The organism is Planomonospora algeriensis (assembly GCF_977012225.1).
The window spans coordinates 1-14,339 of the sequence record NZ_CDRNDK010000130.1 but is presented as its reverse complement, the minus strand read 5'-3'; the positions used below and the strand labels follow the sequence as shown (position 1 = coordinate 14,339).

The window sequence follows — 14,339 nt, the reverse complement described above, 5'->3', positions numbered from 1 at the left end:
CGAACACGACCGATCGTGGTGGGCTGCGGCGGGGGCGGTCCCAGTCGGCGGACGACGGTGCCCGCGACCAGCGCCGGGCGTCCTCGGAGGGGCGCGCGTCCTCCGCGGCGCGGTCGGCCGCGGCGACGAGGTCGGCGAGGTCCTCGGGCCGGACCGCCGCCCGCGAGACCACGCCCACGCCCTGCCCGACGATCGAGATCACGGTCAGCTGGGCGGAGCGGGAGACGCCGTTGGTGGTGAGGGTGTTGCCCGCGAACCGCAGGTTGGCGCTGGAGCCGGAGTCGGCGATGACGACGGTGTCGTCGGCCGTCGACAGCTCCAGGGCCCGCTCGACCATCTCCTGGGGGCTCATCCGGGGGCTCGTCTGGGAGGTCATCACTTCCCGCCTTCCTGCACGGTGTTGAGGACGCGGACGCCCCGGAAGAGCGCCGAGGGGCAGCCGTGGCTGACCGGCGCGACCTGGCCGGGCTGGCCCTTGCCGCAGTTGAACGCGCCGCCCAGCACGTAGGTCTGCTCGCCGCCGACGGCCTCCATCGAGCGCCAGAAGTCGGTCGTCGTGGCCTGGTAGGCGACGTCGCGGAGCTGACCGGCCAGCCGGCCGTTCTCGATGCGGTAGAACCGCTGCCCGGTGAACTGGAAGTTGTAGCGCTGCATGTCGATCGACCAGCTCTTGTCGCCGACGACGTAGACGCCCCGCTCGACGCCCGCGATGAGCTCGTCGGTGGAGGGGCCGCCGGGCGCGGGCCGCAGCGAGACGTTGGCCATGCGCTGGATCGGCATGTGCCCGGGGGAGTCGGCGAAGGCGCAGCCGTTGGAGGCGCCCAGGTCCTTCATCCGCGCCATCCGCCGGTCGAGCTGGTAGCCGACCAGGACGCCGCCGGAGACGATGTCGAACTCCCTGGTGGCCACGCCCTCGTCGTCGTAGCCGATGGTGGACAGGCCGTGCGCGGCCGTGCGGTCGCCGGTCACGTTCATCGCCGGCGAGCCGTACACCAGGCTGCCGAGCCGGTCGAAGGTGGCGAAGCTGGTCCCGGCGTAGGCGGCCTCGTAGCCGAGCGCGCGGTCCAGCTCGGTGGCGTGCCCGATCGACTCGTGGATGGTCAGCCACAGGTTGGACGGGTCGATGACCAGGTCGTAGACGCCGGCCTCGACGGAGGGGGCGTTGAGCTTCTCCTCCAGCAGCTCGGGGAGGGCGGCGAGCTCGGCGGGGAAGTCCCAGCCGGTGCCGGTGAGGTACTCGTAGCCGCGGCCGACGGGCGGGGCCAGGGTGCGCATCTCCTCGAACCGGCCCTCGCCGGTCTTCATGGCGGCCAGCACCGGGTGCAGGCGCACCCGCTGCTGGGTGGTGGAGGTGCCCGCCGTGTCGGCGTAGAACTTCTGCTCCTTGACCTGCATCAGCGAGGCCTGGACGTGGTCCACGCGCGGGTCCTTCAGCAGGCCGCCCGACCAGTCGGCCAGCAGCTCCACCTTCTCGCGCAACGGCACGTCGAACGGGTCGACGTCGTAGGCGGACACCCAGGTGACATCGGCGTGGACCGGCTCGGGGGCCAGCTCGATGGGCTCGCGGTTGACGGCGGCGGAGACGACGGCCACCTCGACGGCCTGCTCGGCCACGGCGGCCGCGGCCTCGGGCGTGAGCTCGATGCCGGAGGCGAAGCCCCAGGTGCCGTTCTTGACGACCCGTACGGCGTAGCCGAGGTCGTCGGCGTCGATGGAGCCCTCCAGGCGGGCGTCCGACAGACGCAGGGTCTCCGCGCGGACGCGTTCGAGCCGGAAGTCGGCATGCTCGGCACCGAGGTCACGGGCACGCTGCAGGGCCGCGTCCGCCATCCGCCTCATGGGCAGGGCGAGGAAGTCGGGATCGATCTGGCGCATGTCCACGATCCTAGACCTGCGATCTTGTCCCACACGGATAACCGGTCTACCGGCAAGTAACGGATACCGTCGGCTCCATGGCTCGATCTGTTCTCGTAACCGGCGGCAATCGCGGCATCGGCCTCGCGATCGCCCGCGAACTCGCCAGGGCCGGCGACGCCGTCGCCGTCACCTACCGCTCCGGAGAGCCCCCCGAGGGGTTGTTCGGCGTGCAGTGCGACGTGACCAGCATGGCCGATGTCGAAGCGGCGTTCGGGAAGGTCGAGGCCGAGCAGGGCCCGGTCGAGGTGCTCGTCGCCAACGCGGGCATCACCAAGGACACGCTCCTGCCGATGATGAAGGAGGAGACCTTCACCGACGTCATCGACGCCAACCTGACCGGCGCCTACCGCGTGGCCAAGCGGGCCACCCGCGGGATGCTGCGGCTCAAGCGCGGCAGGATCGTGCTCATCTCCTCGGTCGTGGCGATGCTCGGCGCGGCCGGGCAGACCAACTACGCCGCCTCCAAGGCCGGCATGATCGGGTTCGCCCGGTCGGCCGCCCGCGAGCTGGGCTCGCGCGGCATCACCGTGAACGTCGTCGCCCCGGGCTTCGTGGAGACCGACATGACGGCCGCGCTGGAGGAGTCCTACCAGGAGCAGATCCGCAAGAACATCCCGCTGGGGCGGCAGGCCAGGCCCGAGGAGATCGCCAAGGTCGTCGCCTTCCTGGCGGGCGAGGACGCCGCCTACATCACCGGGGCCGTGATCCCCGTCGACGGCGGCCTGGGCATGGGCCACTGAGGCCTCCGCACGACCATCTCAAGAGCCGGAACGGCCGGACGCGCCGGGCACCCGGACGCGAGCCCCCGGACTCGTCCGCGGGAGCACTTCACAAAGGACGGTATTCATGGGAATCCTCGACGGCAAGCGGATCCTGGTCACCGGCGTCCTGACCGACGCCTCGATCGCCTTCTCCGTGGCCAGGCTGGCCCAGGAGGAGGGCGCCACCGTCGTGCTGACCGGTTTCGGCCGGCTCAGCCTGGTCGAGCGCATCGCCCGGCGGCTCCCCGAGCCGCCGCCGGTGATCGAGCTGGACGTGCAGAACACCGAGCACCTCGACTCGCTGGCCGAGCGGGTGGGCGAGCACGTGGGCGGGCTCGACGGCGTGGTCCACTCCATCGGGTTCGCCCCGCAGAGCTGCCTCGGCGGCAACTTCCTGAACACCCCGTGGGAGGACGTGGCGACCGCCGTCCACATCTCCACCTACTCGTTCAAGTCGCTGGCGGTCGCCTGCATGCCCCTGATGAAGCAGGGCAGCTCGGTCGTCGGCCTCGACTTCGACGCCACCAAGGCCTGGCCGGTCTACGACTGGATGGGCGTCGCCAAGGCGGGGCTGGAGTCCTGCTCCCGCTACCTGGCCCGCGACCTCGGCAAGCACGGCATCCGGGTGAACCTGGTGGCGGCCGGGCCGCTGCGCACGATGGCGGCCAAGAGCATCCCGGGGTTCAAGGAGTTCGAGGACAGCTGGCCGGAGAAGGCCCCGCTCGGCTGGGACCTGTCCGACACCGTCCCCGCGGCCAAGGCGTGCCTGGCGCTGCTGTCGGACTGGTTCCCCGCCACGACCGGGGAGATCGTGCACGTCGACGGAGGGGTGCACGCGATCGGCGCCTAGTCCGCCGGTCTCCCGGTCCCGGGAGCCGCCGTCCCGGAGGGTCCGTACGGCCGGCGCCCCGCGCGGCCGTACGGATGGCTCCGGGTGGCCTCCAGGCGACGTCGGCCTCTAGGCCACGCGGTGCCGGCCCACCCGGAACGGCTCGAACGGGATGGACTCCTCCTCGGCCCGCCTGGCGTGCACCAGCCGGACGGCGAGGACCGCGGCGGCCAGCAGGACCGCGGTGAGGGCGGTGCCCAGCGGGTCGGACGAGCGGGTGGGCGTGACGGCCCGCTCCCCGGGCATCCGCTGCTGCAGCTCCTGGGTCAGGGGCCCGGGCCAGAGGGGGTCCACCCGGGGCGCCTCGGCGTCGACGGCGAACGGCTCGGGAAGCACCGGGTCGTGCACCTCCGTGGTGTGCGTCCGCGTCTCCGGCGGACGCGGGGAGACCGACCGGAACGGGACCCCCGCCCCCTCCCCGCCGTCCTCCTTGCGAGGCGGGGCAGGCTTGCGGCTCTCGGCGGGAGAGGCGGGGGCGGCCGGCCGTGCGGTCCGGTCCGGTACGGAGGTCGTCACGGCGGGGGCCGCGCACTCGGGGGAGTCCACCAGCGGAAGGCAGACGTCACCGAGGACCTCGGGCAGCAGCCCTTCGTCCGCTTTCCCGCCGGAGCCGCCCGGCGGGGCGCTGGAGGAGGAGCCCCCACCGGCTCGTGGTCGCTCCGTCGGCGCGAGCTCGCCGACGGGCTCGAGCACCTTCTCGGCGGTGACGTCGAGCCGTCCGGTCACCGGCGTCAGAGAGGAGCCGGTCAAGCCGTCCACGGCGTCGGTGACGCCGTCCACCGTCTGGCAGAGGCCGCTCGTGACCCCGCCCAGCAGTCCGCCGCCCTGGGGGCAGTCCGGCGCCCTGGCGACGCTTGCGGATGCGGCCGCGACCACGGGAAGCCCGCCGCCCAGCGCCAGCGCCAGCGCGCCGGCCGAGATCGCAGATCGCATCGTCCCCCCTCGTGTGCCGGCGGCGGAGCCTCGCCGACGCCTGTCTGAACCCCGTCTGCCATGCGAATGACAGTTTTGTGCGAAGGCCGTGCTTTTCCGCGGAAAGTTGCGATTCGGTATCGACTAGTGACATGCGAGAAAGACTCTCGTTCTGTGGGGCGCCGCGGAGGACCGGGGGCTCAGTCCGCCGACACGTCGTCGAGGGCCTCCCTGATCTCCACGGGGAGCGTCAGGTCCTCCGCCTCCAGCACCCCGGCCAGCTGGGAGCAGGTCCGGGCGCCGACGATGGCCGCGGCCACCCCCGGCTGGTCGCGGACCCACGACAGGGCCACCGACAGGGGGGAGACGCCCAGCCCCTCGGCGGCGGTCGTCACCGACTCCACGACCCGGCGGCACCGCTCGTCCAGATAGGGCGTGACGAAGTCGGCCAGGTGCGGGGTCGCCGCCCGGGAGTCGGCGGGGATGCCCGTGCGGTACTTGCCGGTGAGCACCCCGCGCCCCAGCGGGGACCAGGCGAGCACCCCGGCGCCGACGTGCTCGGCGGCGGGCAGCAGGTCGCGCTCGGGTTCCCTGGCCAGCAGGGAGTATTCGACCTGGGCGGCGACGATCGGCGTCCGGCAGGGGACCGCCTGCTGGGTGACGGCGGCCGCGGCGAGCTGCCAGCCGGTGTAGTCGCACACCCCGGCGTAGGCCGCCCGGCCCGAGGACACGATGGCGTCCACCGCGGCCAGGGTCTCCTCCAGGGGCACCTCGGGGTCGAAGGCGTGCAGCTGCCAGAGATCGACCTCGTTGACGCCCAGACGGGTGAGGGAGGCGTCGACGGCGGCGATCAGGTGCCTCCGGGAGGCGTCGCGCGGACGCCGTCCGGAGGGGGTGAGCACGGCCTTGGTGGAGAGCACCAGTTCCGAGCGGGGCACCGCGTCGCGGATCAGCCGGCCGAGCAGCCGTTCGGCCTCCCCGCCCGTGTAGACGTCGGCGGTGTCGATCAGGGTGCCCCCGGCGTCGGCGAAGGCGCGAAGCTGCGCCGCGGCGTCCTCGGCGCCGGTGTCGCGTCCCCATGTCATCGTCCCGAGCCCGAGCCGGGACACCGACAGGCCGCTCCGGCCGACATAGCGCTGCTCCATGATCCGGCCAGGTTACCGCCCGGACGGGTAAAAACGAGGGAGTGACTGCTGCAAGACTTGGAGCCGTGACGACGCTGCTGCTGGCAAGACACGGCCTTACCCCTCTCACCGGCCCGGTGCTGGCCGGGTGGACTCCGCAGGTGCATCTCAGCGATGCCGGCCGGGCCCAGGCGGAGGCCCTGGCGCTCCGGCTGGCCCCCCTCGGACTGGACGCGATCGTCTCCAGCCCGCTGGAGCGCTGCCAGGAGACCGCGCAGGCGATCGCCGCCGGTCGCGGCGCGCAGGTGCTGACCGACGAGCGCTTCGGCGAGTGCCGTTACGGCGACTGGACCGGCCGGCCGCTCTCCGAGCTCGCCGAGGACCCGCTCTGGCCCGTGGTGCAGGCCCATCCGAGCGCGGTGACCTTCCCCGGGGGAGAGTCCCTGCCCTCGGTCCAGTACCGCGCGGTGGCCGCGGTCAGGGAGTGGAACGCCCGCCTGGGGCCCCGCGCCGTCTACCTCGTCTGCAGCCACGGCGACGTGATCAAGTCCATCGTGGCCGACGCCATGGGTCTGCATCTGGACCAGTTCCAGCGGATAGCGGCCGATCCCGCCTCCCTCACCGTGATTCGCTACACCCCCATGCGCCCCTTCGTCCTCAGGCTCAACGACGTGGGAGGAGATGTGACCGGATTGCGACCCCGGGAGGGTTCGGAGGAAGAAGACGGGGGAGAAAATCCCACCGGGAGCGATGCCGCAGTCGGCGGCGGATCCGGGACCACGTAAGGTCGGGCTATGCCGGTGTTCGACTACGACCCACCTGAGAGGTTCGTGGCTGGTGCGGTGGGACAGCCGGGTTCGCGGGCCTTCTTCCTGCAGGCCCGCGGCCAGGGACGACTGACCACCGTCGGACTGGAGAAGTTCCAGGTGGCCGCGCTCGCCGATCGCCTCGAGGAACTGCTCGACGAGGTGCTGCGCCGCAGCGGCGGCACCGCCCACGTGCCGGCCGTCGCCCCCGAGGCCCTGACCGACAACGACCCCCTCGACACGCCGATCAGCGAGGACTTCCGGGTCGGCACGATGGCCCTCGCCTGGGACCCCGAGGCGTCCCAGGTGGTGATCGAGGCGCAGGAGGTCGTCGCGGAGGACGAGGAGTTCGAACCGTCCCTCCTCGACGAGCCCGCCGTGCTGCGGGTCCGCATCAGCCCCGCCACGGCCAGGGCCTTCACCCGGCGAGCCATGGCCCTCGTCGCCGCGGGCCGCCCGCCCTGCCCGCTGTGCGCCCAGCCGCTCGACGCGGAGGGGCACGTGTGCGTACGGCTCAACGGTTACCGAGGCAGTGCAACCGCATCCGGTGAAGGAGGCGAATGAGTGCCGAAAGCGAGCCCACGCTGAGCGCGCCGCCCGCGACGGGGCTGGACGACGAGGCCGCTCTGCGACTGCTCCGCGAAGGTCACATCGAGGTCGCCGGCCGGCTGGTCGAGGCGACGAACATGACGCTCTACTGCTCGGTCCGGCTGGGCGGCCTCGCCGCCGCCTGCGTCTACAAGCCGGTGCGGGGTGAACGGCCTCTCTGGGACTTCCCCGACGGGACCCTGGCCGCGCGCGAGGTCGCCGCGTTCGAGGTCTCGGCCGCGACCGGCTGGCGCATCGTCCCCCCGACGGTCTACCGGGACGGGCCCTTCGGCCCCGGAATGTGCCAGCTGTGGGTCGACACCGATCCCGAGGCCGACCTGATGGCGCTGATCCGCAGCCGCCAGCCGGCCCTGCGGCGGATGGCCGTGTTCGACGCCGTCGTCAACAACGCCGACCGCAAGGGCGGGCACCTGCTCCCGCTCGCCGACGGGCACGTCCACGGGGTGGACCACGGGGTCTGCTTCTCCGCCGAGGACAAGCTCCGCACCGTGCTCTGGCAGTGGCGCGGCAAGCCGCTGCCGCGGGAGGCGATGAACGTCCTGGCCCGCCTGGAGCGGGAGCTGGAGCGGGGGCGCCTGGGCCGACGGCTCCGGGAGCTCCTCACCCTCGCCGAGGTGGAGGCCACCTGGGCGCGGGTCCGCAAGCTCCTGGACACCGGTCTGCACCCCCGCCCCTCCCAGGACTGGCCCGCCATCCCCTGGCCCCCGATCTGAGGCCCCCGATCTGAGGTCCGCCGGGATCCCCACCGCGGCCCGTCCCGCCCCGTCTCGTCCCGAGTCAGCTCGTCCCATCCCGTCTCGTCCTAACTCGGTTCGTCCTAACTCGGTTCGTACCGGCCGTTCTGCCCGCTCTGTCGGACCTGCCGTAGTCTGCCGGGCATGTGCACGGTTGTCGTCAGCGTCGACCCCGGCGCCGAGATCCCCCTGATCCTCGTCGGCGTCCGGGACGAGTTCACCGGCCGTCCCTGGGTCGCCCCGGCGGAGCACTGGCCCGGGCTGGTCGGCGGCAGGGATCTGCTCGCCGGCGGGACCTGGCTGGCCGTCGACCCCGGAGCCGGGCGGGCCTGCGCGCTGCTCAACGGCCACGGCGCGCCCGCACCCGAGCCGATCCGCCGTTCCCGCGGCGAGCTGCCGCTGCTGGTCGCGGCCGGGGGCGACCCCGCGGACCTGGACCTGGTGGGCTACGACCCCTTCCACCTCGTGCTGGCCGATGCCGCGGGCGCCCGCCTGTGGAGCTGGGACGGCGCCGCTCTGGACGGTACGGAGCTCCCGGCCGGACCCACATGATCGTCAACAGCGGATGGGAGCGCGGTGCGGACAACGAGCGCGTCGCGTTCTTCCGCCCCCGGTTCGCCGGGGCCCGGCGACCCGCCGCGCTGGAGGCCCCCTGGGGCGAGTGGGCGGTCCTGGCCACCGGGGCGGGCCTGCCGCCCGGCGACCCCCGCGCGATGATCATCAGGCGCGAGCTCCCCGACGGCCGGGTCTTCGCCTCGCTCTCGGTCACCCTGCTCGCCCTCGCCGCCGACGGCATCCGTTACGACTTCGCCGGTGATCCCGGTGATCCCGGTGATCCCGGTGATCCCGGTGATCCCCGGGCGTTCCGCCGGGTCCTGCCGGAATGAGCGGACCGGTCCCGGTGGTTGTGATGGACGCCCCGTATCCACCGCCCCGGGGTGATCGGGGCGGTCCGTCCCCTGGATAGGCTCACTACATGAGATCGTGGTCTGCGCCGAAGGTTCCTCGGCTCCCTGGTGCTGGTGCTCCGCTGCGGCTGTTCGACACCGCCGCCGGAGAGGTCGTCCCCACACAGCCGGGCCCCGTCGCGCGGATGTACGTCTGCGGCATCACGCCCTACGACGCCACCCATCTGGGCCATGCCAACACCTATCTCGCCTTCGACCTGGCCAACCGGGCCTGGCGGGACGCCGGCCACGAGGTCCACTACACCCAGAACGCCACCGACGTCGACGACCCGCTCCTGGAGCGCGCCGGGCAGACCGGTCAGGACTGGCGGGAGCTCGCCGAGCGCGAGATCGAGCTGTTCCGCACCGACATGGAGGCGCTGCGGATCCTCCCGCCCCGGGAGTACGTCGGCGTCACCGAATCGATCGACCAGGTCGCCGAGCTGATCGTGAACCTGCGCGACAAGGGCGCCACCTACGAACTCGACGGCGACGTCTACTTCGACGTCGCCGCGGCCCCCAAGTTCGGCGCGGTCTCCGGCTACCCCGAGGAGCTGATGCTCACCCTGTTCGGCGAGCGCGGCGGCGACCCCGGGCGGACCGGCAAGAAGCACCCGCTCGACTGGCTGCTGTGGCGGGCCGAGCGCCCGGGGGAGCCGTCCTGGCCCTCCCCGTTCGGTCAGGGGCGGCCCGGCTGGCACATCGAGTGCACCGCGATCGCGCTGGCCAACCTCGGCACCGGATTCGACGTCGCGGGCGGCGGCTCCGACCTGATCTTCCCGCACCACGAGTGCGGCGCCCACGAGGGCCACGTCGCGGCGGGGGAGTGGCCCTTCGCCAGGGCCTACGTCCACGCGGGCATGGTCGCCCTGGACGGCGAGAAGATGTCCAAGTCCCGGGGCAACCTCGTCTTCGTCTCCCGGCTCCGCCAGGAGAGCGACTCCATGGCCATCCGGCTGGCCCTGCTGGCGCACCACTACCGCGACGACTGGGAGTGGACCGCCGACCAGTCGGCCTCCGCCGAGGTACGGCTGGCACGCTGGCGCTCGGCCTCGGGCCTGGAGACCGGGCCCGAGGCGGACACGGTGCTGGCGGACGTCCGGGCCCGCATCTCCGACGACCTGGACGCCCCCGGGGCGCTGGCCGTCATCGACGACTGGGCCGAGCGGGCGCTCTCCCAGGGCGGCACCGACCCGCAGGCGCCCGCACTCGTCAGGGACGTCGCGGACGCGCTGCTCGGAGTCCGGCTCTAGGGCTCGGACCCGGAAAGCCTCTAGGGCTCGGCCCCGGAAGGCCTCTGGGGCCCGGCCCCGGAAAGCACTGAGCCCGTACCGCTGGAGCGGTACGGGCTCAGGTGAAGCTGCTAACCGACGTCAGAGAGGCTGAACCTGATCAGCCTGCGGGCCCTTCTGGCCCTGGGTCGTGACGAAGCTGACCCGCTGGTTCTCCTCCAGGCTGCGGTAGCCGCTGGAGTTGATGGCCGAGTAGTGCACGAAAACATCGGCGCTACCGTCGTCCGGAGCGATGAATCCGAAGCCCTTTTCGGCGTTGAACCACTTGACGGTGCCTTCAGACAAAACTACTTCTCCTCATTGGGAGCCTCACCGAAACGCCAGGTCGGCGCATCGGGGCTGCACTGCGGACCATACCATGCATCCGCGGAGACCATCCGGAGAAAGCTGGAACGTCCGCTGTCGACGGACTTCTCAAACACTTGCGATGACAAGCTACCTGAAAACTGCGACGGCAACCTCTTCAAGCTACCGGACGCCGGGGTCGCTGGCAAATATCCGCAGGCCGCACGTCCCCATTTCCGTACCGTGCGCCGTATCGCGGGTCGCGCCGCCCGGAGAAGGGGCGGGCGGCGCAAGATCTCGTCAAATAATGACAAATAACTCAAAACTGGACATTTTGCAGGAAGCGGCCACGATCCTCCTCGGGAAGGCGGTCGGAGAAGAGCACGCCGTCGAGGTGGTCGGCCTCGTGCTGGAGCACCCGGGCGAGCACGCCGAGGGCGCGGACGGTGACGGGCTTGCCGAACATGTCGCGGCCCCGCGCGGTCACCATGTAGGAGCGCTCCAGCGGCCACCACAGGCCGGGCGCGGACAGGCAGGCCTCGTCGGCCGTGACCTTCCGTTCGGACAGCTCCAGCCGTGGATTGACCAGGTGGCCGGAGCGGCCGTCGAGCTCGTAGACGAAGACCCGGAGCGGGACGCCGATCTGGGGGGCGGCCAGGCCCGCGCGGCCCGCGCCGGCCCGCAGGGTCAGCTGGAGGGACCTGACGAGCCGACGCAGCTCACGGTCGAACGTGGTCACCGGATCGGTCACGGTCCGTAGTGCGGGGTCGCTGAACATGCGGATCGGCTGGACGGTCACGCGTACTCCCCGAAGCGGCGGGCTGATGTGCCTACGATTCCCGGCGGCACGGATTTCCAATCCAACCTGGAAATCCGGCCATGTTTCCGCAATGTTGCGGACGTGCGACGTGTGCATTGCACATTTCAGCGGTTAGCCACACGTAACCGGTGCACCATCACACAACGTGAATGTGCGTAACGCCTCACTCCTACATTTCGGGACCGGATCCCCGAAGAACCGAGCAGAAGGAGGAACGATGGCGAAGCGCTGGATCACCGAATGGCGACCCGACGACCCCGGTTTCTGGGAGCAGAGCGGAAAGAGGGTCGCCCGGCGGAACCTGCTCTTCTCCGTCTTCGCCGAGCACCTCGGCTTCACCGTCTGGACGGTGTGGAGCATCGTGGCGGTCAAGCTCGGCTCCTACGAGTTCTCCACCGACCAGCTCTTCTGGATCGTCTCCCTGCCGAACCTGGTCGGCTCGGCGCTGCGCATCCCCTACACCTTCGGCCCGGCCAGGTTCGGCGGCCGGAACTTCACGGTGGTGAGCGCGCTGCTCCTGCTCGTCCCGGCGGCGCTGCTGGCCGTCGCGGTCAGCGACCCCGCCACGCCGTACTGGGTGTTCCTGGCCATCGCGGCCACCGCGGGCCTGGGCGGCGGGAACTTCGCCTCCAGCATGGCCAACATCACCTACTTCTACCCGCAGGCCAAGCAGGGCTCGGCGCTCGGCCTCAACGCCGCGGGCGGCAACATCGGCGTCAGTTCCGTGCAGCTGTTCATGCCGCTGGTCATCGGCGCGTTCGGACTGGCCGCCGCCGGACTGTTCTGGATCCCGTTCATCCTGGCCGCCGCGGCCGGCGCCTACTTCTTCATGGACAACCTGACCGTCGCCAAGGCCGACCCCAAGGCGCAGCTGAAGATCGCCGGCCGGGCCCAGACCTGGATCATGGCGGTCCTCTACATCGGCACCTTCGGCTCCTTCATCGGCTACTCCACCGCCTTCCCCCTCCTCATCAACAGCCAGTTCCCCGAGCAGGCCTCCCTGGTCACGCTGGCCTTCCTCGGCCCGCTCGTGGGCTCGCTGATCCGCCCGGTCGGCGGCTGGCTCGCCGACCGGATCGGCGGCTCGCGGGTGACGCTGGTCAACTTCGGCGCGATGGCCGGCGCGGTGGCGCTGGTCTGGCAGGGGCTCGTCCAGCAGAGCTTCGCCCTGTTCTTCTGCTCCTACATGCTGCTGATCGCCACCACCGGCGTCGGCAACGGCTCCACCTACCGGATGATCCCGGCGATCTTCCGGGCCAAGGCCACGGCAGGGATCCCAGCGGGCACGCCCGCCCACGAGGCGGCGCTGGCCGTCGGCAAGCGCGACGCCTCGGCCGCGGTCGGGCTCATCTCCGCGATCGGCGCGTTCGGCGGCTTCTTCATCAACCGCGGGTTCGGCAGCTCCATCGCCGCCACCGGAGGAGCGGGCGCCGCGCTGGCGGCCTTCGCCGGCTTCTACGTCCTGTGCGCGTTCATCACCTGGGCCTGCTACCTGCGGACCGTCGGCCGGGTGCCGAGCCTGGCGGCCGCCCGCGTCTGACCGCCCGCGCCCGCCCGCGCCCCCGGATCCGCCCGCCTCCGCTCACGTCCGGGTGAGGGCGAACGTGAACACGGTTAGAGGCTTGTAGCACAGCGGTAACAGGAGGGACCCAGCGGTGAAACCGCTCGAAAGCACCATCGGACGCATGCCGATCTCACTTCCCATCGCAGCGCCTGTGAAGGCGCCGGTGGCGACGCACTGCCCCTACTGCGCCCTGCAGTGCGGCATGAACGTCGCCGCCGGGACCGACGGCGACGCCGTCGGAACCGGGAACGGCACGGTGGCGATCACCCCGCGGCAGGACATCCCGGCCAACGCCGGGGGCCTCTGCCAGAAGGGCTGGACCGCCGGCGAGCTCCTCACCGGCGGTGTACGGCTCACCACCCCGCTCCTGCACGGCGAGCCGGTCGAATGGGACGAGGCACTCGACTTCGTCGCCGACCGGATCCGCGCGCTGCAGGCCGAACACGGCCCCGACGGCGTGGCCGTGTTCGGCGGGGGCGGCCTCACCAACGAGAAGGCCTACCTGCTGGGCAAGTTCGCCCGGGTGGCGCTGCGGACCAGCCAGATCGACTACAACGGCCGGTTCTGCATGTCATCGGCCGCCGCCGCGTCGATGAGGGCCTTCGGCATGGACCGCGGGCTGCCCTTCCCGATCACCGACCTGGCCGGGGCCGACGCGGTGCTGCTGGCGGGCGGCAACATGGCCGAGACCATGCCGCCGTTCGTCCGCCACCTGACCGCGATGCGGGACCGGGGCGGCCGCCTGATCGTCATCGACCCCCGGCTGACCGCCACCGCCCGCCTGGCCGACCTGCACCTGCAGCCCACACCGGGGACGGACCTGGCGCTCGCGCTCGGCCTGCTCCACCTCGTGGTCACCGGGGGCCGCGTGGACAAGGACTACGTGGCCGAGCGCACGAACGGCTTCGAGGCGGTGGCCACCTCCGTGGCGGCCTGGTGGCCGGAGCGGGTGGAGCGGATCACCGGGGTCCCGGTCGCGCAGATGCGCCTGGCCGTGGAGATCCTCGGCGGCGCGGCCCGCGCGGCGATCCTCACCGGGCGCGGCGCCGAGCAGCACGCCAAGGGCACCGACACGGTGACCGCCTTCATCAACCTCGCCCTGGCCCTGGGACTGCCCGGCCGGCCCGGCTCCGGCTACGGCTGCGTGACCGGCCAGGGCAACGGGCAGGGCGGCCGCGAGCACGGCCAGAAGGCCGACCAGCTCCCCGGCTACCGGAAGATCGACGACCCCGCCGCCCGCGCGCACGTCGCCCGCGTCTGGGGCATCGACCCCCGCGAGATCCCCGGCCCCGGCCGCTCGGCCTACGAGCTGCTCGACGCCCTCGGCACGCCGGGCGGCCCCCGCGGGCTGCTGCTGTTCGGCTCCAACCCGGTGGTCTCCGCGCCCCGCTCCGGGCACGTCACCGAGCGGCTGAAGGGCCTGGACCTGCTGGTGGTCTCCGACCTCGTCATGTCGGAGACCGCCGCCCTGGCCGACGTGGTGCTCCCCACCACCCAGTGGGCCGAGGAGGAGGGCACGATGACCAACCTGGAGGGGCGGGTCCTGCTCCGCCGCCGGGCGGTCGCCGCGCCGGAGGGGGTCCGCAGCGATCTGGAGGTCCTGCGGGGCCTGGCCGTACGGCTGGCCGGGCCGGACGCGGACGGGCCGCGGGGGGGCCGCGGGGGTTCCCCGGCCGACC

General features: G+C 72.1%; 16 protein-coding genes. 10 read left to right on the top strand and 6 right to left on the bottom strand.

All coding sequences use genetic code 11. From position 1 onward, the window contains the following. Positions 1 to 376: PmbA/TldA family metallopeptidase (locus ACWJ6R_RS15820; RefSeq protein ID WP_449062952.1), on the bottom strand; the 376-nt coding region annotated here is incomplete at its 3' end. Continuing rightward, positions 376 to 1,875, bottom strand: coding sequence for a TldD/PmbA family protein (locus ACWJ6R_RS15815; protein WP_449062951.1), 1,500 nt, complete (start codon positions 1,873 to 1,875; stop codon positions 376 to 378). The genes ACWJ6R_RS15815 and ACWJ6R_RS15820, both read right to left, overlap by 1 nt. A gap of 77 nt (positions 1,876 to 1,952) precedes the next feature. Here ACWJ6R_RS15815 and ACWJ6R_RS15810 point away from each other — a divergent pair, with 77 nt between their 5' ends. Then, positions 1,953 to 2,657, top strand: coding sequence for a beta-ketoacyl-ACP reductase (locus tag ACWJ6R_RS15810; protein ID WP_449062950.1), 705 nt, complete (start codon positions 1,953 to 1,955; stop codon positions 2,655 to 2,657). Positions 2,658 to 2,763: 106 nt separating this feature from the next. After that, the gene (fabI, locus tag ACWJ6R_RS15805; protein WP_449062949.1) at positions 2,764 to 3,528 is read left to right on the top strand and encodes an enoyl-ACP reductase FabI; all 765 of its coding nucleotides are present in this window, start codon (positions 2,764 to 2,766) and stop codon (positions 3,526 to 3,528) included. Positions 3,529 to 3,636: 108 nt separating this feature from the next. Here the strand turns inward: fabI and ACWJ6R_RS15800 are convergent, their stop codons facing one another. Both ACWJ6R_RS15800 and ACWJ6R_RS15795 read right to left on the bottom strand, forming a co-directional pair. Beyond that, entirely contained in the window at positions 3,637 to 4,500 is an 864-nt protein-coding gene (locus ACWJ6R_RS15800; RefSeq protein WP_449062948.1) for a hypothetical protein, read from the bottom strand. 179 nt (positions 4,501 to 4,679) lie between these two features. Then, complete coding sequence (locus tag ACWJ6R_RS15795; RefSeq protein WP_449062947.1) at positions 4,680 to 5,624, bottom strand: aldo/keto reductase; 945 nt, start codon at positions 5,622 to 5,624, stop codon at positions 4,680 to 4,682. A 65-nt stretch (positions 5,625 to 5,689) separates the two neighbouring features. On the opposite strand from ACWJ6R_RS15795, the gene ACWJ6R_RS15790 reads away from it, so the two are divergent. The 6 genes from ACWJ6R_RS15790 (at position 5,690) to mshC (ending at position 9,952) form a co-directional block, all read left to right on the top strand. Beyond that, positions 5,690 to 6,388, top strand: a complete 699-nt coding sequence (locus ACWJ6R_RS15790) for a histidine phosphatase family protein (protein WP_449062946.1) — start codon at positions 5,690 to 5,692, stop codon at positions 6,386 to 6,388. A 9-nt stretch (positions 6,389 to 6,397) separates the two neighbouring features. Beyond that, positions 6,398 to 6,973, top strand: a complete 576-nt coding sequence (locus tag ACWJ6R_RS15785; RefSeq protein ID WP_449062945.1) for a DUF3090 domain-containing protein — start codon at positions 6,398 to 6,400, stop codon at positions 6,971 to 6,973. Beyond that, the gene (locus ACWJ6R_RS15780) at positions 6,970 to 7,731 is read left to right on the top strand and encodes an SCO1664 family protein (RefSeq protein WP_449062944.1); all 762 of its coding nucleotides are present in this window, start codon (positions 6,970 to 6,972) and stop codon (positions 7,729 to 7,731) included. The genes ACWJ6R_RS15785 and ACWJ6R_RS15780 overlap by 4 nt, the downstream gene beginning before the upstream one ends. A 165-nt stretch (positions 7,732 to 7,896) precedes the next feature. After that, positions 7,897 to 8,304: an NRDE family protein gene (locus tag ACWJ6R_RS15775; RefSeq protein ID WP_449062943.1), complete on the top strand. Its 408-nt coding sequence runs from the start codon at positions 7,897 to 7,899 to the stop codon at positions 8,302 to 8,304. Continuing rightward, entirely contained in the window at positions 8,301 to 8,639 is a 339-nt protein-coding gene (locus ACWJ6R_RS15770; protein WP_449062942.1) for a hypothetical protein, read from the top strand. Before ACWJ6R_RS15775 ends, ACWJ6R_RS15770 begins: the two co-directional genes overlap by 4 nt. An 89-nt stretch (positions 8,640 to 8,728) precedes the next feature. After that, the gene (gene mshC / locus ACWJ6R_RS15765) at positions 8,729 to 9,952 is read left to right on the top strand and encodes a cysteine--1-D-myo-inosityl 2-amino-2-deoxy-alpha-D-glucopyranoside ligase (protein WP_449062941.1); all 1,224 of its coding nucleotides are present in this window, start codon (positions 8,729 to 8,731) and stop codon (positions 9,950 to 9,952) included. Between the two features lie 120 nt (positions 9,953 to 10,072). Here mshC and ACWJ6R_RS15760 read toward each other — a convergent pair whose 3' ends face one another. Both ACWJ6R_RS15760 and ACWJ6R_RS15755 read right to left on the bottom strand, forming a co-directional pair. Beyond that, the gene (locus ACWJ6R_RS15760; RefSeq protein ID WP_449062940.1) at positions 10,073 to 10,276 is read right to left on the bottom strand and encodes a cold-shock protein; all 204 of its coding nucleotides are present in this window, start codon (positions 10,274 to 10,276) and stop codon (positions 10,073 to 10,075) included. 319 nt (positions 10,277 to 10,595) lie between these two features. After that, on the bottom strand, positions 10,596 to 11,075 hold the full coding sequence (locus ACWJ6R_RS15755) for a peptide deformylase (RefSeq protein ID WP_449062939.1): 480 nt from the start codon (positions 11,073 to 11,075) through the stop codon (positions 10,596 to 10,598). A 238-nt stretch (positions 11,076 to 11,313) separates the two neighbouring features. Between ACWJ6R_RS15755 and ACWJ6R_RS15750 the strand changes: the two genes are divergently transcribed. Together ACWJ6R_RS15750 and ACWJ6R_RS15745 are read left to right on the top strand one after the other, a co-directional pair. Then, positions 11,314 to 12,636: an MFS transporter gene (locus tag ACWJ6R_RS15750; RefSeq protein ID WP_449062938.1), complete on the top strand. Its 1,323-nt coding sequence runs from the start codon at positions 11,314 to 11,316 to the stop codon at positions 12,634 to 12,636. A gap of 145 nt (positions 12,637 to 12,781) precedes the next feature. Continuing rightward, the coding region (locus tag ACWJ6R_RS15745; protein ID WP_449062937.1) for a molybdopterin oxidoreductase family protein at positions 12,782 to 14,339 on the top strand (1,558 nt) is incomplete at its 3' end.

Coding starts and splice junctions, on each gene's coding strand:
- ACWJ6R_RS15785 (WP_449062945.1), top strand. CDS start 6,398: ATGCCGGTGTTCGACTACGACCCACCTGAGAGGTTCGTGGCTGGTGCG.
- ACWJ6R_RS15810 (WP_449062950.1), top strand. CDS start 1,953: ATGGCTCGATCTGTTCTCGTAACCGGCGGCAATCGCGGCATCGGCCTC.
- ACWJ6R_RS15795 (WP_449062947.1), bottom strand. CDS start 5,624: ATGGAGCAGCGCTATGTCGGCCGGAGCGGCCTGTCGGTGTCCCGGCTC.
- ACWJ6R_RS15770 (WP_449062942.1), top strand. CDS start 8,301: ATGATCGTCAACAGCGGATGGGAGCGCGGTGCGGACAACGAGCGCGTC.
- ACWJ6R_RS15780 (WP_449062944.1), top strand. CDS start 6,970: ATGAGTGCCGAAAGCGAGCCCACGCTGAGCGCGCCGCCCGCGACGGGG.
- ACWJ6R_RS15775 (WP_449062943.1), top strand. CDS start 7,897: ATGTGCACGGTTGTCGTCAGCGTCGACCCCGGCGCCGAGATCCCCCTG.
- fabI (WP_449062949.1), top strand. CDS start 2,764: ATGGGAATCCTCGACGGCAAGCGGATCCTGGTCACCGGCGTCCTGACC.
- mshC (WP_449062941.1), top strand. CDS start 8,729: ATGAGATCGTGGTCTGCGCCGAAGGTTCCTCGGCTCCCTGGTGCTGGT.
- ACWJ6R_RS15800 (WP_449062948.1), bottom strand. CDS start 4,500: ATGCGATCTGCGATCTCGGCCGGCGCGCTGGCGCTGGCGCTGGGCGGC.
- ACWJ6R_RS15815 (WP_449062951.1), bottom strand. CDS start 1,875: ATGCGCCAGATCGATCCCGACTTCCTCGCCCTGCCCATGAGGCGGATG.
- ACWJ6R_RS15750 (WP_449062938.1), top strand. CDS start 11,314: ATGGCGAAGCGCTGGATCACCGAATGGCGACCCGACGACCCCGGTTTC.